The 25,159-nt window shown below is 46.4% G+C and carries 22 protein-coding genes; 1 reads left to right on the top strand and 21 read right to left on the bottom strand.

Features of this window, described 5'->3' with window-relative positions; genetic code table 11:
* Positions 1 to 181 precede the first annotated feature (181 nt).
* The 19 genes from ftsH to pth form a co-directional block, all read right to left on the bottom strand.
* Positions 182 to 2,236, bottom strand: a complete 2,055-nt coding sequence (gene ftsH, locus MHI32_RS00340) for an ATP-dependent zinc metalloprotease FtsH (protein ID WP_036678755.1) — start codon at positions 2,234 to 2,236, stop codon at positions 182 to 184.
* A gap of 109 nt (positions 2,237 to 2,345) precedes the next feature.
* Entirely contained in the window at positions 2,346 to 2,885 is a 540-nt protein-coding gene (gene hpt, locus MHI32_RS00335) for a hypoxanthine phosphoribosyltransferase (RefSeq protein WP_036678757.1), read from the bottom strand.
* A 46-nt stretch (positions 2,886 to 2,931) separates the two neighbouring features.
* Positions 2,932 to 4,374 carry a tRNA lysidine(34) synthetase TilS gene (tilS, locus tag MHI32_RS00330; protein WP_076130077.1) on the bottom strand — a complete coding sequence of 481 codons (1,443 nt, stop codon included), beginning with the start codon at positions 4,372 to 4,374 and terminating at the stop codon, positions 2,932 to 2,934.
* Positions 4,375 to 4,410: 36 nt separating this feature from the next.
* Entirely contained in the window at positions 4,411 to 5,355 is a 945-nt protein-coding gene (locus tag MHI32_RS00325) for a serine/threonine protein kinase (protein ID WP_094902328.1), read from the bottom strand.
* On the bottom strand, positions 5,339 to 6,085 hold the full coding sequence (locus tag MHI32_RS00320) for a VWA domain-containing protein (RefSeq protein ID WP_038568031.1): 747 nt from the start codon (positions 6,083 to 6,085) through the stop codon (positions 5,339 to 5,341). The genes MHI32_RS00325 and MHI32_RS00320 overlap by 17 nt, the downstream gene beginning before the upstream one ends.
* A gap of 609 nt (positions 6,086 to 6,694) precedes the next feature.
* Complete coding sequence (gene spoIIE, locus MHI32_RS00315) at positions 6,695 to 9,202, bottom strand: stage II sporulation protein E (RefSeq protein ID WP_340011712.1); 2,508 nt, start codon at positions 9,200 to 9,202, stop codon at positions 6,695 to 6,697.
* 343 nt (positions 9,203 to 9,545) lie between these two features.
* Positions 9,546 to 10,046 (bottom strand): S1 domain-containing RNA-binding protein, encoded by a 501-nt coding sequence (locus MHI32_RS00310; protein ID WP_036678766.1) that lies wholly within the window; start codon positions 10,044 to 10,046, stop codon positions 9,546 to 9,548.
* 124 nt (positions 10,047 to 10,170) lie between these two features.
* Entirely contained in the window at positions 10,171 to 10,506 is a 336-nt protein-coding gene (locus tag MHI32_RS00305; RefSeq protein WP_076130075.1) for a septum formation initiator family protein, read from the bottom strand.
* A gap of 24 nt (positions 10,507 to 10,530) precedes the next feature.
* Positions 10,531 to 11,094, bottom strand: coding sequence for a spore cortex biosynthesis protein YabQ (yabQ, locus tag MHI32_RS00300; RefSeq protein ID WP_076186815.1), 564 nt, complete (start codon positions 11,092 to 11,094; stop codon positions 10,531 to 10,533).
* Positions 11,091 to 11,375, bottom strand: coding sequence for a sporulation protein YabP (yabP, locus tag MHI32_RS00295; RefSeq protein WP_036678773.1), 285 nt, complete (start codon positions 11,373 to 11,375; stop codon positions 11,091 to 11,093). The genes yabQ and yabP overlap by 4 nt, the downstream gene beginning before the upstream one ends.
* 160 nt (positions 11,376 to 11,535) lie before the next feature.
* Positions 11,536 to 11,814: an RNA-binding S4 domain-containing protein gene (locus MHI32_RS00290; protein WP_076130073.1), complete on the bottom strand. Its 279-nt coding sequence runs from the start codon at positions 11,812 to 11,814 to the stop codon at positions 11,536 to 11,538.
* The gene (locus tag MHI32_RS00285) at positions 11,814 to 12,086 is read right to left on the bottom strand and encodes an HU family DNA-binding protein (protein WP_036678778.1); all 273 of its coding nucleotides are present in this window, start codon (positions 12,084 to 12,086) and stop codon (positions 11,814 to 11,816) included. Before MHI32_RS00285 ends, MHI32_RS00290 begins: the two co-directional genes overlap by 1 nt.
* A gap of 289 nt (positions 12,087 to 12,375) precedes the next feature.
* Positions 12,376 to 13,875, bottom strand: coding sequence for a nucleoside triphosphate pyrophosphohydrolase (mazG, locus tag MHI32_RS00280; RefSeq protein ID WP_076307262.1), 1,500 nt, complete (start codon positions 13,873 to 13,875; stop codon positions 12,376 to 12,378).
* Between the two features lie 27 nt (positions 13,876 to 13,902).
* Entirely contained in the window at positions 13,903 to 15,585 is a 1,683-nt protein-coding gene (locus MHI32_RS00275) for a polysaccharide biosynthesis protein (protein WP_076130071.1), read from the bottom strand.
* 148 nt (positions 15,586 to 15,733) lie between these two features.
* Positions 15,734 to 16,276, bottom strand: coding sequence for a stage V sporulation protein T (spoVT, locus tag MHI32_RS00270; protein WP_036678783.1), 543 nt, complete (start codon positions 16,274 to 16,276; stop codon positions 15,734 to 15,736).
* A gap of 255 nt (positions 16,277 to 16,531) precedes the next feature.
* On the bottom strand, positions 16,532 to 17,572 hold the full coding sequence (locus tag MHI32_RS00265) for a peptidylprolyl isomerase (RefSeq protein WP_340011708.1): 1,041 nt from the start codon (positions 17,570 to 17,572) through the stop codon (positions 16,532 to 16,534).
* Positions 17,559 to 21,083: a transcription-repair coupling factor gene (mfd, locus tag MHI32_RS00260; RefSeq protein ID WP_038568019.1), complete on the bottom strand. Its 3,525-nt coding sequence runs from the start codon at positions 21,081 to 21,083 to the stop codon at positions 17,559 to 17,561. The genes MHI32_RS00265 and mfd overlap by 14 nt, the downstream gene beginning before the upstream one ends.
* A 131-nt stretch (positions 21,084 to 21,214) precedes the next feature.
* A complete protein-coding gene (locus MHI32_RS00255) occupies positions 21,215 to 21,445 on the bottom strand; it encodes an anti-sigma-F factor Fin family protein (protein WP_036678789.1) in 231 nt (76 codons plus the stop codon).
* A gap of 84 nt (positions 21,446 to 21,529) precedes the next feature.
* Positions 21,530 to 22,090, bottom strand: a complete 561-nt coding sequence (pth, locus tag MHI32_RS00250) for an aminoacyl-tRNA hydrolase (RefSeq protein ID WP_076130069.1) — start codon at positions 22,088 to 22,090, stop codon at positions 21,530 to 21,532.
* A gap of 125 nt (positions 22,091 to 22,215) precedes the next feature.
* Here pth and MHI32_RS00245 point away from each other — a divergent pair, with 125 nt between their 5' ends.
* On the top strand, positions 22,216 to 22,416 hold the full coding sequence (locus MHI32_RS00245) for a hypothetical protein (protein WP_036678792.1): 201 nt from the start codon (positions 22,216 to 22,218) through the stop codon (positions 22,414 to 22,416).
* An 88-nt stretch (positions 22,417 to 22,504) separates the two neighbouring features.
* On the opposite strand, the gene MHI32_RS00240 is transcribed toward MHI32_RS00245, so the two are convergent.
* Together MHI32_RS00240 and glmU are read right to left on the bottom strand one after the other, a co-directional pair.
* Positions 22,505 to 23,458, bottom strand: coding sequence for a ribose-phosphate diphosphokinase (locus MHI32_RS00240; RefSeq protein ID WP_036678796.1), 954 nt, complete (start codon positions 23,456 to 23,458; stop codon positions 22,505 to 22,507).
* 87 nt (positions 23,459 to 23,545) lie between these two features.
* Positions 23,546 to 24,946, bottom strand: coding sequence for a bifunctional UDP-N-acetylglucosamine diphosphorylase/glucosamine-1-phosphate N-acetyltransferase GlmU (gene glmU, locus MHI32_RS00235; protein WP_076138495.1), 1,401 nt, complete (start codon positions 24,944 to 24,946; stop codon positions 23,546 to 23,548).
* Positions 24,947 to 25,159: the final 213 nt, after the last annotated feature.

The following is a 25,159-nucleotide window of genomic DNA, read 5'->3' as shown; positions in this document are numbered from 1 at the left end:
AAATGAACATGCTGATATAAATAGTAAGTAATATTAATCACTAATGTACACAACGTTCCAGCCTCTGTCAATGTAACTGGACAGGCTTTAAGGCATAGAATCCCTTAAAAATTAAAATAAAAAATCCGGAGAACAGTTACGTTCTCCGGATAAATTTACATCATATGAATGGTGGACCCAATTAGGTAAGGCTAGTGCCCCCACCTTTGTTGTCATCACCGGAACCGTCATTACCCTCAGAATCAGGGTTATTCGGGATATCCTTCGACAGGTCAGGAAGTGTGGACTGTTCATCCTCAGGCTTGCCTTGAATGCGAACTCGCACATCACCGATATTGTCGATGACAGGCTCGCCAACTTCATGGGCAACACCTTCGCCACCCTCTGGTTTACCATCCTCGGAAAGGAATCCTTGTTCAATCAGTTGTGTGATCTGATCAAGCTCAAGTGTTTCTTTCTCAAGTAATGTATTGGCAATCAAGTGCATTTCTTTGGAGTGTTTGATCAACAGATCTTTACAACGTTCGTAACTCGAAGTAATAAAGTTCTGCATTTCCTGATCAATCTCATAAGCAATGGAGTCACTGTAATTCTGTTCATGCCCAATATCACGACCCAAGAATACTTGACCTTGAGAAGATCCGAACTGCATAGGTCCAAGCTTATCGCTCATACCGTACTCCATAATCATGGCACGCACGATGCGCGTAGCCTGTTGGAAGTCACTGTATGCACCCGTACCGATCTCACCAATAAACAATTCTTCAGCAACACGTCCACCAAGTAATCCAGTAACCTTATCCAAAAGCTCCTGCTTGGTAACGATCATCCGATCTTCCTTCGGAAGCATAATAACATATCCGCCTGCACGTCCGCGTGGGATAATAGTAACTTTATGCACCATATCGGCGTGCTCAAGGAAGTAACCTGCAATAGTATGGCCTGCTTCATGATAAGCTACAATACGTTTCTCGCGGTCACTGATCACACGGCTGCGTTTCTCAGTACCTACGATAACACGGTCAATAGCTTCATCCACTTCAATCATGGAAATATCTTTACGGTTACGACGTGCAGCTAGCAAAGCTGCCTCATTCAGCAGATTCTCCAGATCAGCACCTGTGAATCCGGTTGTGCGTTTAGCAACAACATCCAGTCTTACATCTTTCGTAAGCGGTTTGTTACGAGCGTGAACCTTAAGTACAGCTTCACGGCCTTTCACATCAGGACGGTCAACCGTAATTTGACGGTCAAAACGTCCTGGACGAAGCAATGCCGGATCAAGTATATCAGCGCGGTTAGTCGCCGCTACAATAATAATGCCTTCGTTACCACCGAATCCATCCATCTCAACCAGCAATTGGTTAAGCGTCTGTTCACGCTCGTCATGTCCGCCACCAAGACCGGCGCCACGCTGACGACCCACAGCATCAATTTCATCAATGAAGATAATACATGGAGCATTCTTCTTAGCATTCTCGAACAAATCACGTACCCGAGAAGCACCGACACCCACGAACATTTCCACAAAGTCAGAACCGGAAATACTAAAGAAAGGAACGCCAGCTTCACCTGCTACCGCACGGGCAAGCAATGTTTTACCTGTTCCCGGAGGACCTACAAGCAATACGCCCTTAGGAATACGTGCGCCGACAGCTGCAAATTTGCGTGGATCTTTTAGGAACTCAACGACTTCGACAAGCTCTTGCTTCTCTTCGTCCGCCCCTGCTACATCCTCAAAGCTGATTTTCTTCTTCTCTTCATTATATAACCGAGCCTTGCTCTTGCCGAAATTCATGACTTTACCGCCGCCACCTTGCGCCTGGTTAAACAGGAAGAAGAACAAGATGAACATAATTACCAGTGGGATAATTGAAGAAAGGAATGTCAGCCAAATGCTGGTACCTTCCATTTTCTTCTGAGTTAATTCAATCCCATTAACATCACTGGCTTGAATCAGTTCATTGATAGCGGCATCTGTAGGAGGAATATATGTGGAGAAGCTTTTCGATTTAGTATCGGCAGGCAGCTCTCTATACTCACCTGTGACCAGAAAGGCATTACCCTCAAACTGAACCGTCAAATCCTTCACATTGTTGTTCTTGATCTCCTGCCGTAACTCGTCGTATCTAGGGAAATCGGCGGCTTCATTTCCATTGCTCACAAACTGGACAATACCCACCACGACTAAAAATAAAATCAAATAAAAACCAGAATTCCGGATGAACCGATTCATCCCCTACCTCCTCTCACAACACTCAAGTTATTGTACCATAGCCTCTTGGGACACCTCAAATAAAGGAAGTTGTGGGTATCCGATCCGTATGATCGAGGCAGTCCTTAGTTCAATTGGAATAAATCTCAGGTTTCAGTACTCCAACATATGGGAGGTTCCGATACCGCTCGGCATAATCCAATCCGTAGCCTACTACAAATTCGTCAGGTAACACGAAGCCTGTGTAGCTGGCTTCAAGATTAACAGTGCGGCCTGATGGTTTATCAAACAAGGTAACCACAGAGATAGTAGCAGCATTCCGGTTGCGGAGCAACTCAATTAAATAGCTGAGTGTAAGACCACTGTCAATAATATCTTCAACGATCAAGATATCGCGGCCTTCTACCGATACATCCAAATCCTTAATAATTTTGACTACTCCAGAGGACTTGGTGGATGCTCCATAGCTGGACACTGCCATGAAATCCATCTCAACAGGTACTGTAATGGCTTTAACCAAATCTGCCATAAATATAAACGCACCTTTTAGTACACAAATTACTAAAGGGGTACGACCTGCGTATTCTTCGCTCAGTGTTCGACCGAGCTCCTTAATTTTCTGCTGAAGTTCCTCTTCGGTGATCAATACTTCTTGAATATCGTTTTGCAACTTGCGAAACCTCCTAAGTTATACTATGAAAGACTTACTTCGACCATTACGTGACTTCGTGGTCATCCAGCTCTGCCAGAGACAATAGAAGTACGGAGGTCGTGTGCCGCCCTACTGCGGCATGCATCGAGCGTCTTACGCCCGGAATCCAGACGATATTGCCCAAACCATCACAAACGAGGGGAATCAATGACCGTTCGGAAGCAGGTATTTTATCATCAATATAAATATCTTTTACCTTTTTGCTTCCGTTTAATCCCATGATCCTTATGGTATCTCCAGGCAATCGGGATCGTATCGTCAGTGGAAAGACCAGTTCATCACGGTCAAACCAAGCCGACATCTTCCCATAATCCTCCCCCTGTACAAAAAAGTTTTCTCTCTCCAGTACCGCCATCGACATCACCTTACCTATTTCCTCCAATTTAAGCTCAGAGTCCGGTAAAAACAGACGATATGTATAGCTTGCCTGTGGCGTCGTGGGCTTGGACGAGAACAAGATACTATCATATTGCCGCACACAAGTCAGGCCTCCACCCAAATCCAAGCTCCAGGTGGTGGGATAGCTCTGCAGCGTTCCCCGACGTACAGCTTCAATCTTGGGGAAATCAAGGGCAGATAAATCCGCCGACAGATAATTTAATATTAGTTTAATCAAACGCCGTTGTAAAGCGGAGGGTATGGCAGCAAATGAAGCTCTGTTAAAGGTGTATTTCCCATCCCCTTCCGAAACTAGCTCTTCAAAGCATTTTGCCGCAGACGCTTCCATATACTCATCTTCAGCTCCCGCAATTTCCGCAAGCTGTACGAGGGATTGCCTCACTCTGCCATTATACTTTTCCAGAAAAGGAAGAACTTCCAAACGAATGGCATTCCGCTTATATTTCGTCAGCAGATTGGTGGCATCCTCAGCATAAGTGAAACCTTCATTTTGGCATAACCCTAAAAGTGCTGTTTTGTTAATACGTAGGAATGGGCGAATGAGTTCCACCTTTTTTTCTGTTCTTTTCCACTTGATACCCGACAGTCCAGATAAGCCACTTCCGCGTAATAGACGCATAATTACAGTTTCTGCCTGATCATCAGCATGATGAGCCAGAGCAACAGAACGCGCCCCATATCGGTGCGCCGTATCAATCAGAAATTCGTACCGCTTCTCACGTGCAGTACCCTCAGGACCAAGTCCACTCTCTTTAGCCAAGGAGGGAATATCGAATTCCGCAAACTCAAAGGGCAGTCCCAATTCTTCAGCCATACCACGTACGAGCTCTGCCTCTTCCTTCGACTCCGGCCTAAATCCATGATTCACATGAGCACATATTAAGGTAAGCGGTATAAATTTTAAAGATATTTCATGTAAAACATGCAAAAGAGCCACAGAATCCGGGCCGCCGGAAACTGCGACTACAATGGTGTCATGGGGCGCCCACAGCTCATGCTCGGCTGCTGACTCCAATACAGACTCCACCAGTCCATTCATTTGCTCCATATGCGCCCCCCTCTCTCTCCAACTATATGTATGAGTTCAAAAACGGAATACCCAATAAATCGTAAAGGCGAGCAAAAACAAAGACAATGCGAATGCATTTTTTAACCACCGGGGGGTGTCCATACTATCCGGGCGCTTTCTGCGCGAGTTATAAATATGGTTTCGCCAGACCTCAGTAGCATCCGCAGAGCCTGAGAACCCCCCTTTTAACGCCATACAAATCCAGGAGGATAGTTTCTTATTGGGTAAATTTCTAGCCAGCTTAAATAATTCGTCCACACTTCTCGTCTGCGGCAGCTGTAAGGCTGCCTTTTTGAGCCCTTCTTCATTGAGCAAACGAAGACACAGCACAGCAAATGCGAAAAGATCGTAACCCTCATCGCTGATTCGACTGCCCGCATTCCAGAAACCACGATCATGCCATTCGGTAAACTGCTTCACGCTACGACCAATAGGGCTTGTGCCCCCAAAGTCGATCAGTTCCACTTCACCGTATTTAGATACCATGACGTTCTCGGGCTTCAAATCACCGAACACAAATCCACATTCATGAAGTGTGCGCAGCTTTTCAAGCAGACCAAGACCTACCAGGCCTAACCAATCGGGACCGTTTTTCGATAAAAAATGATGCAGCGGTTTGCCTTCAACATACCTCATCACATAGAAGGGGATATTATCCCCATTCGCAAAATCATCCGCTTCCAAAAAATAAGAAGACAATGGATTCTCACGACGAGCCCGATGTTCATTCCGCTTTCGTCGCGATTGCAGCGAGGTCAGTACATTGATCTCCGATTGAAGTTCAAGTGTATCGTATCCGATTTTTAGCGCGTACCTTTCCCGTCTGCCTTCTCTTTGCACAAGATATACGGTTCCGTTCGCGCCCCTTCCCAGCATCCGCTCAACGACATAACGGTTACCCCGCCATTTGCCGTTAATTAAGGTACCAGTAGGATAGGACGGATTAGACGACATACCCACCAATCATCCCTTCTCTTTCGTCGTGGTCATCGCTTAATCGGCGTCCACGATGTTCATCCAGTGTATCATAACGATAATGTTCAAGCACCTTGAAAATAGCTGGGCCAGTCGGTGTTGCGCCTCTCATGTGTAATTTAGAGAATAGCGTACGAATACCTGACATGTCATGCGTCCAATCCAGGTCAAGCTTGGCATCTTCACTGCTGTTATTTCCGGGAAAATGAAACACAGCGATCTCACTCTTGCCTTCCCGTGCTTCTAAACTGAGTGCCAAATCGCGGATTGCATCTTCCACAGCACCCAGTTTAGGCTTCATACTGGCACTGGCATCGATAAGAAGTGCAATGCGCAGCGGCGTTGTTTCTGTCAGTTCATCTACAACTGTAACAACCTGTGAACGTTGAACAGGAGGCAGCTGATCCAGTGAGCCGTCGCCTAGTATCTTTTTTACCTCTTTATTAACCGCCTGCTGGATCGTCTGAACCACGGTCTTGCGTGTCATCATCTGAATCGTCTGCGCCAGTTGTGGTGTTCCGACTATTCGGCTAAGGCCTCCCCCGGCCTTGGCAATGTCAGCAATCTCCCGGCTGCCGATTTCACCGATCGTACCATAATCAACTACACCGACCACATTTACGGTGATTCCCTCCTGCAGGGCATGCGCCGCTGCCAACACCGGACTTTCTCCTACATTCGAACAACCGTCAGTAATGAGCATAATTTGCTTCATAACCCTCAACTCCCCCTTTGTTTGAACCTCTGTTTCTAGCATATCCAGAAATGAGAGATTTCAAACGGTCGATATTAAGTGGGGGAATTTCGATCAAATAGGGGGGGGTAGTGAATAGTGGAACTGCGAGAAATGTTTGGGCTTTCGATCGCTGTTGTCCTCAGATTCCTTGATTAGAACCGCCTCACGCGGTTGGAATCCGAGGACAAAGGCGAACGCTCCGCTTCTACAGCTCCAAACTTTCTCTCCGTTCCATACCTTCACTAGTAAACAGTTTAGATCTACAGATTCCGCCCCAAGTCAACCGACCATTGAAACGAGAATAGTAGAGGCCGGCGAGTTACACATCACGGACTCGCCTCGACTGCCTCCATTAGCACGACGCCTTACGCGTGCTACAAACTCACAAGCAACACGACGCTTCGCGCGTGCCCCCAAGCAGCACGATATCTTGCACGTGCTTTAAACTATACAAGCAACACGGTGCTTCGCGCGTGCCCCCCCAAGCAGCACGATATCTTGCGCGTGCCTTAAACTATACAAGCAACACGACGCTTCGCGCGTGCCCAACATTAAAACCTACTAAATCTAAATCTAAACCTAAAATAACTAACTTACCGTACGCGGACGCTCCATACGGCCGATGCCCGGCATATGCAGGCTGGACCATTCCGGATGGAAATGATCAAGACGGCTGACGACAATAGTCATGTCATCAAGGATCTCATTGCCCTGATAACGGATCACTTTCTCCAACAGGCTGTCCGCTAAATCCTGAGGATCATCACCCTCAAGCTCTTGGATCATCCGTTTCATCCATATCTCCTTATTAACGGCATATCCAGGCGCATCATAAATACCATCGGTCATCATAATTAAAATATCGCCAGGGTGAAGCTGCATACTGATTAAATCCACATCAATATCTTTAATGATTCCTATCGGCAGATTGCTAGAGGTTATTGGAATGACCTCACTCCCCCTCCGGATGAAGCTTGGTGCTGAAGCAATCTTCATAAACGTTGTCTGCGCAGAATATTGATCGATTAAAGCCATGTCCACAGTAGCATAGAATTCATCAGGGGAGCGTAATAAAAGAATTGAGTTGACCGACTTTACAGCCAGCTTTTCATCCATACCGGATTGCAGCAGCTTTTCTAACATGCCGAGTGCGGCACTGCTCTCCATCCTTGCCCGTTCACCATTCCCCATACCATCACTAATGGATACTGCAAAAGTGCCATTTCCAAGCTCTACGGTGCTGAAGCTATCGCCAGACAGCATATCTCCACCTTTTGAAACAACTGCCACACCCGTGTTTACCTCAAAGGCTTTGGCTGAACCAAAGGTAACCATCGAGAGTCCTTCCCGGGGATGAACCGCCGTCTCACTCATGACAGCAATATTCTCATCCAGAATGTCGGAGAGGAGTGGGGCAATCATTTTACGGCATTCATCAAAACCGCGATTATAAGCGTGCACTACTTCTATTTCTACGCGTCCTGGGTCCAGACTTAAAATTTCAATGCCATGAATAGACAGTCCCAATTTCTCAAGAGCCTCGCGGATTTGTGCTTCCTGCCGATACATGGCCTGTCCTTCACGCTTAATTTCCTTGGCCAAGTCTTCCATAACCTGTGACACGCCTGACAGCTGCTCGGCAACAAATTGGCGACTATCGTATATTTGTCTTTTCCACCGCATATCATGTTGGTAGAGATCATATTGTCCCTTCATGACCTCAAGCACTTCTCCGGTTTTGCCACAAATACGGCTCCATTCCGGTGGCAGCTGAGCAGCCGTAATATCAGGGCATTCCTCAACAGTTGTCATCATATCTGTCATGTATCTATATGTCTGATAGAATTTTGCATCCCAGCAGTGGGTACGGCGAATGCAGCCAGCGCAGGCTCCTTCTGTGACCGTATTCATAAAATCTTCCATTTCACGATCCGATTTGCCCACTTCTCCAGCACGTGGAATCTGACCAAAGCTACTGGAGAGCTGTTGGAATACCTGTGAGAATTGAGTGACCCGTTCTGCAGTCAGATCCCTGACCCTGCGAGCATATTCATGTTGAGATCGGCTATGATCTGACGTGCCCGGTACATATTTTGCAATCGCCGATATCATCGCCTTAGGCGTTATTAGAAACAGCACTATTGCTGCACAGGTCTCCCATGTTGAGGCCATCATATCACCCGGACCCGTAAAATAGACGGAAAGGATCGTTGATCCTAGCAACATGCCAATAGATACCGCACCCTTTCGCCCACCCTGCATCATTCCCGCTAGCATTCCGGAGAAAGCAAGCAGACTCATCTGATAGATAGCACTGATATCGGCCAGGCTGAGGATCAACCCCGTCACCACCCCAACAGCTGCACCGAGGGGAGCGCCCCCCGCCATGGCAAAGAGCAGAATTAAATAACGAGACAATATATGCTCTAATGACCAACCATTAAGGGTCCAGCCCACAAGGCCTGTCATTACGGAGGCTAACAGAATAATAAGGCATAAAACCTCCTCGTTCCTCAGCGATCTGCTCTTTTGTTTGTAAGTTAGTAGAGGAAGTGCCTGAATGAACACAAGGGTAAGAACAAACCCAAGTAAAGCATCCAGAGTTGTCATCATAAAGGGGTACCAGGAAAGAGACGGTCCGAGAACAATCTTGAACAGGCCAACCATAAACGAGGATACGAATACCATAAGGGGTGCATAAGACAAATCTATTCGTTCGAAACTTTCAAGCCCTCTATAAACAAGAAAAAATATAATTAGTTCAGCCGTAGTAACCAAGGCACCCGGAAACGGAGTGAAGAGACTTCCAGCTATAATAGCACCTGCTACAGGTAACATAGAGTCTCGACGCATAAACACAATGACGGCAAAATATGCGACAGCAAAAGGGGACAGCTCGTCCAGAATCATAGCTCTTCCTAGCAGAAACCCCATAAAGCTTAACAGAAGCATCCACTTCTTCGCTGTTATAAGCTGAATATAACGCTGCTTCTGACCCCAAGCTATAATACGCGTGCCTAAGGCTTGTCTCTGCTTCTTATCTTCGCTTCCCACTCTTGTCCACTCTGGCAAATTCACCACATTGCTTTTACTCATTTCCCTACACCACCCGTTTAAGAATTTATGGTTCTCATTATATAGCGGGTCATTTGAGAAAGTTTGTCAGAAATGGAGGGACAGTCATAAGAAATTTCCGACAAAAAAGCCTTTGTTCATTATTCCTAAAAAAATAGATCGATCCCTTGCGGCGCAGTAGGTTGCTTCTCCTTAAGCTTGTTTCCAGTGCAGTTTTAGGCGCAAGCCTGGCGGTCATTCGCCAGCGATTGCCCTAGAGTTATGTGAGAATGACATGGATGCTGTCGGCAAGTTTATATGACACGACAAAAAAACCGCAAGGGCGAAATGCCCTTGCGGTTATTTATGATGTACAGGTATTGGATTATACGCGTTTGGCTCCACGGCCTCCGCGCTTTCCTTCTGTGTTCTTCTTAATCGAAGATATCCGTTCTTCGCTGTCTTTCAGGAATCGCGACATTTTATCCTCGAATGAAGGTTTACCGGCTGCAGGCTTAAATGGACGCCCACCCCGTTCACGATTGAATCCACCGCCGCCTCCACCACTGCCGCCACCGCCGCCGAAACGGTCTCCGCCGCTAGGACGTTCTGGTCTTGGAGCTCTAGGCGGACGTACTTCCGATGCTGGCTTGTCAACAGCCTGCTTAATGGAAAGTCCGATCTTGCCGTCCTTATCGACGTTGATCACCTTGACGGTTACTACATCACTAATCTTCAGATGATCGTTAACATCCTTGACGTAATTATCGGCGATTTCCGAGATGTGAACGAGACCTGTGACACCTCCTGACAGATCCACAAATGCTCCGAAATGCGTGATGCCTGTCACTTTGCCTTCTAACTTGGTGCCCACTTCAATTGCCATAGAATAAAATGATCCTCCCTTAAAAATATACAGACGAATATTAAGGTCATCCTGTCTGCGGTGATTTGATTATACAGTAAAGAGCAAAGCAAGGCAACAGAGTAAAAGCCTCTTTTAGCCAGTATTATTGCTCTGATTGCTCTGTTCGAATAGGAGTTTCCCCTTGAGGATAGATATTGTACCATTTACGCGCTAATTGGCCAATATACTCATCATCATTAAGTCTGGACACTTCATATTTCAGTTGATTCAAAGATGCTGTGACACTCTCACTAGTCTTTTGTTTCTTGGCGAGTTGCTCGCCCTTGTCCGTAATTGCCGCACTTTGATTGAAGTAAGTATAACCCGCCCAGCCAAAAAATACTGCCACAAAGAGAATCCACATGACTCTTCTTCTCTTCGCGCCTGCGGCCGAATTTTTGCTGGGATTACTTTTCTCTTCCGCAGTGAATCTGTTCATGCAGCGTACCCCCTAATTCAAAGGTCAGCGTTTCCGCCATTTGGTAATCCATCCAGTAATCTTCACGATCCAGGCGCTATGCTTAAGCCGAGATAACCATGGAGAAATCCACCTTACTGGTAATACCCAAATTGGCTTCGTTAGACGCAGCAGAAGCTTAAGGATGAATAATAGAATACGACCTAGCAGCACTAGCAACCCTATAATAAGGCGCCAAAGCCAGCGAAGAGGTTTACCTATTAGAATCTCCACAAGTCTCCATAGCAATCTGCACATATACTGAACCGATTGAATTAACATTAACACAAAACGCCGCACCGTAACACTGAAGATCAAAAAATAGATCCATATTCCTAGAAATAAACCTAAAAAGACATAAAATCGCAATTGCCCCTGATTTCCGGCATAGAGCATTCTAAAAACAAACAAAGCAGCACAAAGCCAATACAGCAGGTCAAGCATGGCATTCAGCCATTTGGGAAAATTGAACTTGAGCGACAGCACCCGGTAGCTGTCATAGGCCAGTCCCATTGTCACCCCGGCCAAAATCATGTAGAACAGCGTCAGCCACTGAACTGCAGGATTCATTTAAATAGCTTACCGAGTAGACCTTTATTTTTGCCCTGCGATCCGGGATCTAGATAAATCAGGGAATGTACATTGCCCTCCAAGGACAACAGTCCATTCTCCAGACTTAAATTTTTGATATGTAAATGATTCCCGCGAATGGTGAGATGGCCGAGTTCTGTACGAAGCAAAAATTCCTCGCTATCAAAGCTCTCCACATTTTGCACGCCCGTCAACTCTAGCTGTTTACGACTGCGCATGTGCAGATCATGCTGTTTATTTACCTTTCCTGGCTCGATCATAGCATGTACCCCTCCTTCTTACCTCTAATCTATGGCAGTAGAAGAAGTTATAGAACATTCCAATCCACTAAAATAAGAGAGATAAAAAAAGAAAAAAGAAGGCACAACTCTACAATATGTAAAAGTTGTGCCTTCTTTTTTACTATTAACTATGTTACTCCTACCAGTCCAAGCCGGTGCTTTTGGCAACAGGCTCTTCCCGAAGTAGAGTATACATACCAGCGGCTTCGTCCTTGCGAGTCGTTTCGACTAGCTTTTCGACTTTGACCGTTACAAGCTTTTGTCCAAATTGCACAGTAATCTCGTCACCGATCTTAACTGCACTACTTGGCTTAGATTCCCGCCCGTTAATCAGCACCCGACCTTGTTCGGACACATCCTTGGCCACTGTACGGCGCTTGATTAATCGGGACACTTTCAGGAATTTGTCAAGACGCATTAGTTAACGGCTTCTTTAAGCTTGTTACCAGCTTTAAATGCCGGTACAGTTGATTCTGGAATTTCAATCGTTGTGCCCGTTTGCGGGTTGCGACCAGTACGTCCTGCACGTTTACGAGTTTCGAATGTACCGAAACCGATCAGTTGAACTTTATCGCCTTTTGCCAAAGCTTCTGTGATCTCACCCAAGAATCCGTTCAATACTGCTTCTACATCTTTTTTTGCCAATCCGTTTTTCTCGGAAATGTTGTTTACCAAATCTGTCTTGTTCATAATTTAAAGTTCCTCCTAGGATACGAAAAAATAAATGAAACGAGATTCACCGCCATATTATGGGGCAAGCCGTCATTTCGTCTTTATGATATTCTTGATGTCATCTTAAAATCCTGCCACGAATCGTCGTTTTTTAAAAAAAGAAACAGTTATTTCTCAGAAATCGTCGCAGAATCTATTCTATAGCACTATTAAACTACTCGCCATAATCTAAATCAGAGATGAATGCTACTTTCACAGCATTGCCTCATCTTAAGGTCCGTATACCGTACATAGTCTGAGAAAATTACTATACTTTTCGTTCCTCAGTCTTTGCCTCCTGCCACAACTCTTCCATCTCTTCCAAGCTACTATCTTCTACACTCATACCCTTGGCTCGCAGACTTTGCTCGATATACTGAAACCGACGCACAAATTTGCGGTTGGTCCGGGTTAAAGCTTCTTCCGGATCTGCGCCAATAAATCGGGCAACATTGGTAACAGCAAATAACAGGTCGCCCAGCTCCAGAATTTGATCCTCGGCGGCTGCATCAGTATCGATGGCTTCTTGCAGCTCTTCTATTTCTTCACGAACCTTAGCTAAGCAATCCGTAGCGTTGTCCCAATCAAAGCCCACCTTGGATGCTTTTTTCTGAAGCTTGTACGCCTTCATAAGAGCGGGCAAATCACGCGGAACCCCACTGAGGGCGGATAATTCCTCTGGCTTCACGCCTTTACGCCGCTTCTCCTCTGCCTTCATGCCCTCCCAATTGATCAGAGCTTCTTCAGCATCATTCGCATTCTTGTCACCAAATACATGGGGATGGCGGAAGATAAGCTTATCATTCAGTCCTTCTATGACGTCAAATACGTCAAACGTGCCCAGCTCCTCTTCCATTTGGGAGTGCAGCATGATCTGCAGCAAAAGATCGCCCAGCTCCTCTTTCATATGGTCTGGGTCATCCTCATCAATCGTCTCAAGCACTTCGTAGGTTTCTTCGATTAGATTTTTACGCAAAGATTCATGAGTCTGCTCCCGATCCCACGGACAACCGTCCGGACTACGCAAAATATCGACAATCTCATGCAAGCGAGCGAAAGTACGATTTCTTAGCTTCTCCTCACGATTCGCAGGTACATAGACCAGAGACAAATTGCCATAACCCTCGAGCCGGTCCAATTCGTATAGAGGAACAGTCACAATGTTTTCTTCGTTCTCCACGCCAAGGGCATGACCCACCACCACTTCATATTCGGGCGGATACAGCTCCATCAGACATAACTTTGTCTCCGAAGCTGTAAAGCTGTCATAAACCTGGCCAATCAGAGTATGCAATTCAGGTTGAAGCTGAGCGCTGCGAATGCCTGAAGCATCTAATAACTGGAAGCCTTCAATAGGGTCGAACCCCAGTCGCACAAACGCCTCGTCCAGAAAACTCTCCCCGCCTAATATTTGCAGTTCTATTCCTTCTTCCGGGCAACGCTGACGCAGCTGTGAAACAGCTGACTCTGCAACCATGGGGTGCCCCGGAACCGCATAGACAATATCTGTACCGTCTGCGGCGGAGCGAGCCTCTTCAATCAATTTTGAAGTAATTGCAGCATAAACCTCAGGAAACGAAGCTAATGTTTCATACAGTCCATCAAAGGATTGCGTGGCGATTTCAAGCTCGTTGAGAGCAGCCATAACTGGATGCTCTTGGGTACGAACGTAGACAACGGATGCTGCCTTCAGTTTTTTTATAATTCCTAGTGTCAGCCGATCGGGATTACCTGACCCGAGACCAACAACTGTTAATGTTGCACTCATATCTGTTCCTCCTTTTAAGCGGGTTAATTATGGAAATAAACGCAGCTTTTTGAACTTGTCCGCCAGAGACGGGCCGATGCCCGGAAGCTGGCGAAGCTCGCTTTCGCTGAGCAGCCGCAGCACCACCGCACCTACGGCAAAGACAACGCAGCCTGCGAGCACCCCGAGCAGGCTCTGCGCCAAGCTGGCGGTGCGTCCGCCGCCGATGCCAGCGGCCGTAGCTGCGGCGCCAGTGCCCCAGCTGGCAGCTGCGGCGGCAAGAGCCAGGCCCGCTGTGAGCAGCGCGGGCCGTGCCAGGGCATCTGCGAGGCGAAGCCGCAGATGGCCCTGGCGGTACAGCAGCAGCACGTTAAGCGCTGCTGCGAACGAATGCGCGGCCACGCCAGCGATGGCCGCGCCGGTAATGCCCTGCTGCGGAACCAGCAGCAGGTTCAGGGCCGCCTTGAGCAGCGCGGCGGCCAAAAGGTGCAGGGCCGGGGCGCGCACGTAGCCGAGGCCCTGCAGGAGCGCAGCAGAGATGATGCTGACTGTACCGCCAACAGCGGTAAAAGCCAGCCAAGTCATTGTGCTGCTGCCAGCGGTATCGCCGTAAAGAGCCATATTAATCGGCTCAGCAAGCACTGCAAGGCCCGCTGAGGCCGCTAGACCTAACAGCCAGAACCAACGCAGCGACAAGCTGCAGCGGGTCTCAATCAGCTTCATATCTCCCTTGTACTTCGCTTCCGCCAAAGCTGGAATGAACACAACAGACAGTGAGGTGGCAATCATCGTTATAATCTGCACAAGTGGCAAACCCCGATTGTACACACCAAACTGGGCCATCGCAGCTACTTCACTTCCGTCAGACGACAGCAGTCGAGGCACAGTGAATACATCTACAAGACCGATAAGAGGCATAGCCAGTGCACCTAGCATTACGGGAATTCCATAAGCCAGCAGTGTACCTGCTTTAATGCCCATAAACCCTTGTTTGGAACCTAGTCCATGTCCTGCATCCAGCGCTCTTACACGCTGACTTTCGACAGCAGCAGCTACTTCAGCAGCAGCTTCCTGTTTTACCCTCCGGCGGTGACGTCTCAAGTACAGCAGCATAATTACAAGCCCTGCGGCTCCCCCTCCGGCAGAACCAAGCAGCGCGCCAGCAGCGATACTCTCGGCTCCTGCTCCCTGCGAAGTGAGATATAACAGAAGAATAATCATCACTGTAACCCGTACAGACTGCTCTACAATCTGTGACACGGCTGTAGGAACCATATTATGCAGCCCCTGAAAGTACCCGCGTATGGCTGACATGACAGGGACAACAGCCAGACCCCAGGCGCTTGTCCGCAAGGCAGGCATTACATGTGAGTTACCTACCCATTCGGCAATGATGGGTGCACCTGCATAGGTGATGGCGCCGATAATCAAGCCGCTGATGCCTGTAATTAGCGCGGATAATAGTAGAATCCGGCGGCCTTCTTCATCGCGTCTCCCAGCCGAAGCTTCGGCGACAAATTTGGAGATCGCCGCAGGCAGACCTAGCATAGCTACCGTTAACAGCATTGTATACAAGGGATACACTGTGTTGTATATACCAAATACAGCATCTCCGCCTAGATTTTGCAGCGGAATTTTTTGAAGTGTGCCAATAAGCTTTGAGATAATGGCCGCGGCACTAAGGATAAATGCGCCTTGCAGCAATCGTGATGTTTGTGTATTAGATTTCATATAATACCTGCTTCTACAACTTTGATGGGATGAATTTCTATATTATAACGTATGTATGCCCACAAGTAGAAACGGTTTTGTGTAAACGACAAAACCCCGTTTGCCCTTTGTATATCTTACCAAAAGGAAAGCGGGGTCTAAATTAAGATTACTGCTCCATTTGTTTGCCCAGGAAAGCGGCAGCCGTTTCGGCCATTTTTATTTCCATTTGCGCCATCTTCGCCGAATCATCCTTGCTCACCATCACTACACAACCAATAGGATCTCCACCGGAAATGATCGGTGAGGCTACATATGAGGACACCAAATCCGGATGATCTTTAGCAATTTCATAACTGCCTTCATTGGTTTCTAACACAGTCTTACGGCTGTCCATGACTTTCTCCAGCAGCACTCCTACCTGTTTCTCCAAATAATCTTTTTTGGAGCCGCCTGCAAGGGCAATGAAGGTGTCACGATCAGCAATCATCGTAATGTGTCCAGTACCTTCGAACAATGACTCCGCGTACTCTTTTGCAAAGTCACCCAACTCACCAATCGGAGAATATTTCTTGAGAATGACTTCACCGTCCCGATCGACGAATATTTCCAGTGGGTCTCCTTCTCTAATACGAAGAGTACGTCTAATTTCTTTGGGAATAACCACGCGTCCGAGGTCATCAATACGGCGAACAATTCCAGTAGCTTTCATTTCACATGTGCCCCGCTTTCTTAAGAAGTATGGTCTTACTACTGTCCATTATGGGAAAGGATAATCCCAGTGATTTATCGTAATATCTGACCATAGTATTCATCTCTTCCCAGATCCTTATACATAAGCTGACATGTATTAATATCTGCATCAAGATAAAGGTAGTTCTACAACCGTTTCTGCGAAATAAAAAGCCATCTTCACTTTAAGTGAAGATGGCTTTTCTAAGGTAAGCTTGTCCATATTTACCGATGTTTATTCAGCGGCATCTGTAGCACTTGGGGATGCGCTTGGAGCTGTAGTGGCTTCTGTTCCACTATTTGTTCCGGTTTCATCGGCGGCAGCAGAGCTTTTTGGCAGATTGATGTTCTCAATAATGCCTTCCAGATCCTTTTCCATGAACGTTTCTAGGTTCTTGGATACAATTGAGCTCTTAATGCCTTCTTTTTGCTCATCCGTTAACTGGTCAAAAGTCTTGTCTGTACGGGACTCCACCTTGATGATGTGGTAACCGTAAGAAGTTTCTACAGGATCACTGATGGTATTTAGAGGCAAGGTCTGAGCAGCCTTCTTAAACTCCTCCACATAAGTGCCTACAGCTTTATCTTTATATTCTCCGCCTGCCTCTTTAGAGCCAGTATCGTCAGAATATTCCTTAGCGATGGCTGCGAAATCAGCACCGCCATCCAGCTTCGCCTTAACTTCTTTCGCTATTTTAAGCGCTTCTTCGCTGGTACGCTCTTTGTTGTCTGCATCTGTCAGACCAATTAGCACATGACGCAGTGTGGCAACCGTAAAGTCGCCTTTAGTCGCTTCGAATTCTTTGACAACTTCATCATCAGTCACTTTAAGCAGCATATCCTGATAAACTGTCAGCACACGCTCCATATAAGTACGAATATCTTTCTCTGTAACGTCAGCATCTTTCAATGTCTTCTTATAGGTATCGCCCAACTGTTCCTTAATGCTTGCGATTTGAGTATCGGCTTCTTTCTCCGCTTGCTTTTTCGCTTCATCCGTTGCTTGGGAAGCCAAATATTCAAAGCCCACTTCTTGCTTCAGAATGGACTCCTTAAACGCATCGATCTCTAAATATTGCGCTTGTTGTGGAGAGAGAAATTTCATGATTTTTTGATCCATTGCAAATTCCTTTTGTGTAATCGTTCCACCTTTATAAGTGGCCACAGCTTGATTATCATCCGCACTATTTCCACATGCTGCTAGCATAGAAAAGGAAACTGCCGCTGCCAATGAAACGAGCAGCACTTTCCATGATTTTGTTTTATTTAACGACATTGTGTAGTTCTCCCTTCGATTTAAAAGACTGTTTAGCTTCCTTAAGAAACTGTTCAAGCAAGTCAAGCAGCTGTTTATCACTTAAATCTTTCGATTTGACCCGGATACTGGCTTTCGCATCCCTATCAAATTGTACACGTCTTTCGAAGCTATTTCCAACTTTGGCGAGTTTCGCTGTGTCTAAAGCGCCGAGACTTCCCTCATAGAAATTCAAGGTAACATCATCTCCGCGTCTAATCATGGAATCAATGCCATACATTTTTCCATACACTTTCAAACGAGCGACCGATAGTAGATTCACCACGGCTTCAGGTAACTCACCGAACCGATCCAAGAGCTCATCTTCAAGCTCGGAAGCATCATCGAAGGAGGTTACTGCCGCCACTTTTTTATAAATTTCAATTTTTTGGATACTGTCGTAAATATACTCTGACGGCAGATACGCGTCAATCGACAAATCAATGACTGTATTGCCTTCTTTCAGGGATGTATCTTCCTCCCCAAGCACAGTAACCTTACGCTTACGAATTTCCTCCGCCAGCATTTGTGAGTACAGATCAAACCCCACGGATGCGATAAAGCCATGCTGCTCTGCACCCAGCAAGTTACCTGCACCGCGAATAGACAGATCTCGCATCGCTATTTTGAAACCAGAGCCCAGCTCCGTAAATTCCTTAATAGACTGCAGACGTTTCTCTGCAACCTCTGTCAGCACCTTGTCCCGTTGATACGTGAAATAAGCGTAAGCGATCCGATTGGACCGGCCTACACGTCCACGCAGCTGATAGAGCTGAGACAAGCCCATTTTATCCGCATCATGCACAATAAGTGTATTAACGTTCGGAATATCTACGCCCGTCTCAATAATACTTGTGCTGACGAGCACATCGTATTCTCCGTCAAGGAAATCGAGAATGGTCTTCTCGAGCTCAGATTCCGACATTTGACCATGTCCGATGCCAACTCTAGCCTCAGGAACAAGCATAGAGATTTGAGCAGCCATTTCTTGAATGCCCTGCACACGATTATAGAGATAATAGACTTGACCACCACGGGCTAATTCCCGCTCTACAGCTTCCCGCGTAAGGGTCTGGCTATGCTCCACTACATACGTCTGTACAGGGAATCTGTTCTCTGGCGGGGTCTCAATGACAGACAAATCCCGCACTCCGAGCATCGACATATGTAGCGTACGAGGAATTGGAGTTGCAGTCAGCGTAAGAACGTCTACATTCGTTTTCAGTTTTTTCAGCTTTTCTTTATGAGTCACGCCGAAACGCTGTTCTTCATCCACAATTAATAACCCCAGATCCTTGAATACAAGGTCCTGAGATAACAGACGATGTGTACCGATAACTACGTCGACAGTTCCTGCCCTAACGCCTTTAATCGTCTCGTTCTGCTCTTTACGGCTGCGGAAACGACTTAAGACCTGAATATTGAGCGGGTAATTAGCGAAACGTTCCCGGAAGGTCTCATAATGCTGCTGAGCCAAAATCGTTGTCGGGACTAGCACCGCCACCTGTTTACCTTCAATCGCTGATTTAAAAGCCGCCCGAATAGCCACTTCAGTCTTACCATACCCAACATCACCGCAAAGCAATCGGTCCATTGGCCGGTTTTGTTCCATATCCTTCTTAATCTCTTCGATAGCCCGAAGCTGATCTCGGGTCTCCTCGTAAGGGAACATTTCTTCAAATTCATGCTGTTCCTGTGTATCCTTTTCAAAACCATATCCTGCGGCACTTTGGCGCTCAGCATATAGCTTTATCAAATCATCAGCAATATTCTGAACGGAGGAACGAACCTTATTGGTCACTCGTGTCCATTCATTGCCGCCTAGTTTATATACTTTCGGCTCTTTATCTTCGGAACCGACATATTTCTGAATCAGGTCAATCTGCTCAATCGGAACTGAGAGCTTATCGCCGCCAGCATATAAAATATGCATGTAATCACGGTGAATACCGCTGACCTCAAGCGTGCCGATTCCCATATATTTTCCGATACCATGGTTCTGATGGACGACATAATCACCGATTTTCAGCTCTGTGTAACTCTTGATCCGTTCTGCATTATCTATTCCTTTGGAGATCTTCCGTGCCTTCCGCTGCTTCTGAGAGAACATTTCTCCCTCAGTTATAACAGCTAGATGAATAGAGGGCAGCTCAAAACCAGAACCCAGATTTCCTTGTACAATCATCGGCTCGTTAATGCCGTAATCATAAAGAACTCTGCGCACTCGTTCAATCCGTTCCTCACTGCTCGCAAGCATCATTACCTTAACACCGGACTTCTGCCAACGCTCCATTTCCGATTTCAGCACATTCATCTGGCCATGGAAATCCTGCATTCCACGACTGATAAATCCAAGAATGTTCTGAGGCTGAATATGCGGAACCTGACGTAAAAAGATTGACATAAACAGGCTTTGGAACGGGCGCTGATACATAACAACATCCGTATCGACAGAGAGATCTAGATCCGGCAATGATTTGCCGTTTTGCAGCAAATGCAGGTTCCATTCCGATTCATCCCGTTCAAGCTGTCTCGCCGTTTCGAGCAGTCTTGTCGGCTCATCTAGAATAAGAATGGTATCCTGGGCCATGTAATCAAATAAATGAGAGCGTTCAGGATATAAAAGACTGATATATTTATAGATCTCCGGGAAATAAGTACCTTCCCGCAGCATTTCCAGCTCACGGCCAATTTCTTCACGCAGCCTGAGCTTCGCCTGGCGATCCGCCATCTTCTCCAACTGTCGCTCCATCATAGCTGAGGCTTCAGCAGAAGCAGATTCCTGGCGCAATCTACTAGCTATAATCTCTTTAGCCGGTGTAATCTTCACACTACGTACCTTATCAATAGAACGCTGATCCACTGGATCAAAAGTTCTTATGGAATCAACCTCATCGTCAAATAACTCAACCCGATAAGCCAAAGGAGATGTCATTGGATAAAAATCAATTATTCCACCCCGTACGCTCAGTTCACCACGATTTTCAACCCGCTCTACTCTTTCATAGCCCATTTCAATCATGGACATCAAAAATTCATCCAGAGCAAGCGTTCCATCTTGGGAAACGGTGACTTGTGCCTCTGCCATAACCTCTGGGGCTGGCAGCAATCTACGCACTCCTGAGTAAGGAACTACAACAATACCACGGAAGCCCTGAGCGCATTTGGTCAGCACATCTATACGCTGAGCCAGTGTCTCTGGGCTTGATACAGCCGCTTCTGCAGCCACTAGTTCATTGGCGGGATAGAGCAGAACCCGGTCAGGAGAAAGCGCTTCCTGCAAATCATCGGCCATCTTCTGGGCCGAAAACATATTATGAGTCACTACAAGTAAGGGACGAGTTGTCTCTTCATGTAATGCTGCAAGCATAATCTGTCTAGCAGAACCTGTAAGCCCCGATATGAGCTGCTCTTTCATACCTGCAGCAACACCATGGGTGATAGACTGGAAATCGGGATCCTTGGAAAAAGCTTCTATAAGACCTTGTAACAACAGGCGCACCTCTCTTACTAAACAGGCTAACGTTGGCATAGCCACCGTCACCTATTATGATTGGAATCGAAAAGAAGCCTCAGCTGTAACGCCAAGGCTTGCGGATGACGATAGAGACAGGCGCTTCCACCTTACTGAAGCGGACTTGTCAGCAGGCTAAGCTCCGGATTGTTCTCTAAAGCCTCCTTGCAATAGTCGCAAGTAACCTTTACCGTGATTTCACCTTCTGAATTATACGCTATTATATCTCTGCGCTCCGCAGGGGTCAAGGAATGAAGGCCCAACTGCATTTCTGTAACATCACTTCTATTAATACTGCCTAGAGATGTCTTACAGTGCCTACAAACATAGTTTATTGCCATCTATATGCCTCCTGAAGGTACTATATACCTTCAGTATGTCCGGGCAGCTTCATCTTTAGCCTTAAAAACAACAGGGTTTACAGATTAACCATTGAACTTAGCCATTGTCTGCTCGAATGAATGCTGTAAGCTGTATTCCAGTGCATCACAAGTATTAAGGATCATTTGCTTAAGCGGATCGCTTTCCTTCTTAGGAAAAGTAGAAAGAACATAATCGACAATAGCAAAACCTGGCTCAGGACGAGAAATACCCATTCGTACCCGATTGAAATTCTGTGTTCCTACATGCTGTATGATGGATTTAATTCCATTATGTCCACCAGCGCTTCCTTGATAACGCAAGCGGACTTTTCCGATTTCTGTATCCAAATCATCATAAACGACGATCATATCTTCAAGTTGAACTTTGTAATAATCCATATAAGCGCGAACGGCCTCACCGGATAAGTTCATAAAGGTCATGGGCTTAATCAATACGGTTTTGACGCCACCAATGACCCCTTCACCGATGACGGATTTACATTTGCTCTGGTTGAAGGCAATTCCGTTCTGGGCAGCAAGCTCATCCAAAGCCATAAAGCCAACATTATGCCTTGTTTTCGCGTACTGTGTTCCGGGATTTCCCAATCCGACAATCCATTTCATTATCGAACCTTTCCTTTCCGTTCGGGCTCTCCGGCAAGAGGAGTCCGTTTTTGGTACAATAGATCTAATCTACATATCTCTGTGCAACCAGAGCGAAATTATACTCCGAAGACAGGTGATAACCCATGCCGCACAAAGGCGAATTATTGACACATCAACGCCATTTTCAGTACCACATCCAATATGCTGTGCCCGTGGAAATATACAAGGGCGACGTGCATATTGATATCGGTGTATTAACAGCGGTAGACGAAGCTTTCGTGGAGCTACAAGGGACACTCTATAACCGCAGTTTATTCACCTTTGTCTCCCGTCCCGGATATTAAATCCAGTAGTTCTACCTGTAGCACGCCGATAAGGGTTACATCTCCGAGAACGGAGGTGTAACCCTTTTGTACTATTCATTCTTTATATTTATTCAATCTCGAACAATTTACTAATCGACAACTCTTCATGAACGCGGATAATTGCCTCACCCATAAGTGGAGCCACGGACAACACCTTGAGCTTAGAGGTTGGATTCGCGCTGCGAATTGGAATGGTATCCGTCACGATAATTTCTTTGATTGGAGAATTCTCCAGACGCTCGTGTGCAGGACCAGACAATACTGGGTGTGTACAGCATGCGTATACTTCCTTCACGCCGCCTTCCATCAAAGCATTAGCACCAAGTACGATCGTTCCAGCGGTATCGATGATATCATCGATCAGGATGGCTGTTTTGCCTTCGATATTACCGATGATGTTCATAACTTCGCTGACGTTAGGTTCTGGACGACGCTTGTCTATAATAGCCAGTGGAGCGTTCAGGAAATCAGCAAGCTTTCTTGCACGTACTACACCGCCATGGTCCGGCGATACGACAACTGGGTTCTCGATTTGCTTGGAACGGAAATACTGAGCCAGAATCGGTACACCAAGCAAGTGATCCACTGGAATATCGAAGAATCCTTGAATCTGCATGGCATGAAGATCCATCGTGATTACACGGTGAGCACCAGCCTTTTCAATTAGATTCGCTACCAGCTTAGCGGTAATGGGGTCACGGGAACGGGCTTTACGATCTTGACGGGCATATCCGTAGTAAGGGATAACCACGTTGATGCTTTTTGCGGAGGCACGTTTAAGCGCATCTACCATAACCAAAAGCTCCATCAGGTTATCATTTACAGGGCCACAAGTGGATTGAACAATATAAACATGGCATCCCCGAACGCTTTCTGACAGCTTGACCTGAATTTCTCCATCGCTGAAACTTGTGGTGTGTGATTCACCCATCGGAATCCCGATGTAATCAGCAATTTGACTAGCTAGCTTAGGATTGGAGTTACAGGTGAAAATCTTTAACTTGGAATCACAATAAGTCATAAAATATAAACCCTCCGTGACGGAATTTAGCTTTCCAAAGGCGCCGGCGCGGAAATATAAGTCCGTCCGGCGCTTCTTAGCAACGCTTTACGATGGACTCGAGTGGTCTTTCTTCGCTTTTGCACGGGAACGGATCTTCTCTGCATATCCCGGTTTGTTCTCTTGTCTTACTCTAGCTACAGCCAGATCGTTCTCGGAAACGGAACGTGTAATTGTCGAACCTGCTACAACAAAAGCCCCTTTGCCCACAGTAACTGGAGCAATAAGGTTAACATTACTGCCAATAAAGGCATCGTCTGCGATTGTTGTCTTGAATTTATTATACCCGTCGTAGTTAACGGTAATCGCACCGCACCCGACGTTTACATTCTTACCTACAGATGCGTCGCCGACATAACTAAGATGTGACACTTTTGAACCGTCACCAATCGTAGCATTCTTGATTTCGACGAAATCTCCAACCTTAACCTCTTCTCCAAGCACAGAGCCTGGACGCAAATAGGCAAAAGGCCCAACGGTTGTCCGTGCGCCGACTTGAGCTTGATTCAATACGGACTGCTTAATCGTTGCATCATCCATAATCTGACAGTCTTCGATTTCACTAGCCGGTCCGATCACACAATTGTCCCCGATTACAGTCTTCCCTTTCAGGATGGTTCCTGGATAAAGCGTAGTATCTGATCCGATAACTACATCTGCTCCGATATAAGTGGAGGCTGGATCAATGATGGTCACACCGCCCAGCATGTGTTTACGATTAATACGTTGACGCATAAAGGCTTCCGCTTCGGACAAAGCTAAACGATCATTAACGCCGATAGACTCAGCTGCGTCATGGGTCTGATATCCTAATACGGTATCCCCTTGTGAACGAAGAATCCCAATCACATCAGTCAAATAATACTCCTGCTGGTTATTACTGTTCGTTACCTTCTCGAGTGCAGCAAATAATTTAGCATTATCAAAACAATAAGTGCCTGTATTGATTTCTTGAACGGCATCTTCTTCAGTAGTGCAATCCTTCTGCTCTACAATCTTCAGAACGCCGCCATCTTCACCACGAATAATTCTTCCGTAGCCTGTAGGCTTTTCCATAACAGCTGTCAATACGGTTGCAGCCGCATTACGCTGTTCATGAAGCGCCATGAGTCCTTCCAGGGTCTCCGTGGTTACGAGTGGTGTGTCTCCACAAATAACTATAGTTGTTCCTTCTTCGCCAGCAAGTAAATCCTTTGCTTGTTTGACAGCATGGCCAGTGCCGAGCTGAGTTTCCTGCAGAACGTATTCCGCTCCTTCACCTACATAGGCCTTAACTTTCTCTGCGCCATGCCCAACAACAACAACGGTGCGCTGGCATCCGGTCGCTTTTACTGTATCAAGCACGTGCCCTACCATCGGCTTACCGCAAACGGGGTGCAGCACCTTATATAATTTAGATTTCATTCGCTTGCCTTGACCTGCGGCAAGTACTACAGCCATTCTTTTCAAGAATGCCAACCTCCTACTCTTGAACTCACTACTGAATATATCTCATTCCGGGCAAAAAGAAAAGAGAACCATGAAGTCATGGTTCTCTTTTCTATAAACCCCAAGTTAGAAAAGCATTTATCGCTGCCTTTCGAAGATGTCGTCAAATCCTTCACCAGCAATAGCTTTTCTTGCAAGATCAGGCTGCTAATTCATGAAGTGTATGTCGGTGTG

The organism is Paenibacillus sp. FSL H7-0690, assembly GCF_037980415.1.
Lineage (GTDB): Bacteria > Bacillota > Bacilli > Paenibacillales > Paenibacillaceae > Paenibacillus_AQ > Paenibacillus_AQ odorifer.
This window is presented reverse-complemented; position numbering and strand designations above follow the sequence as displayed.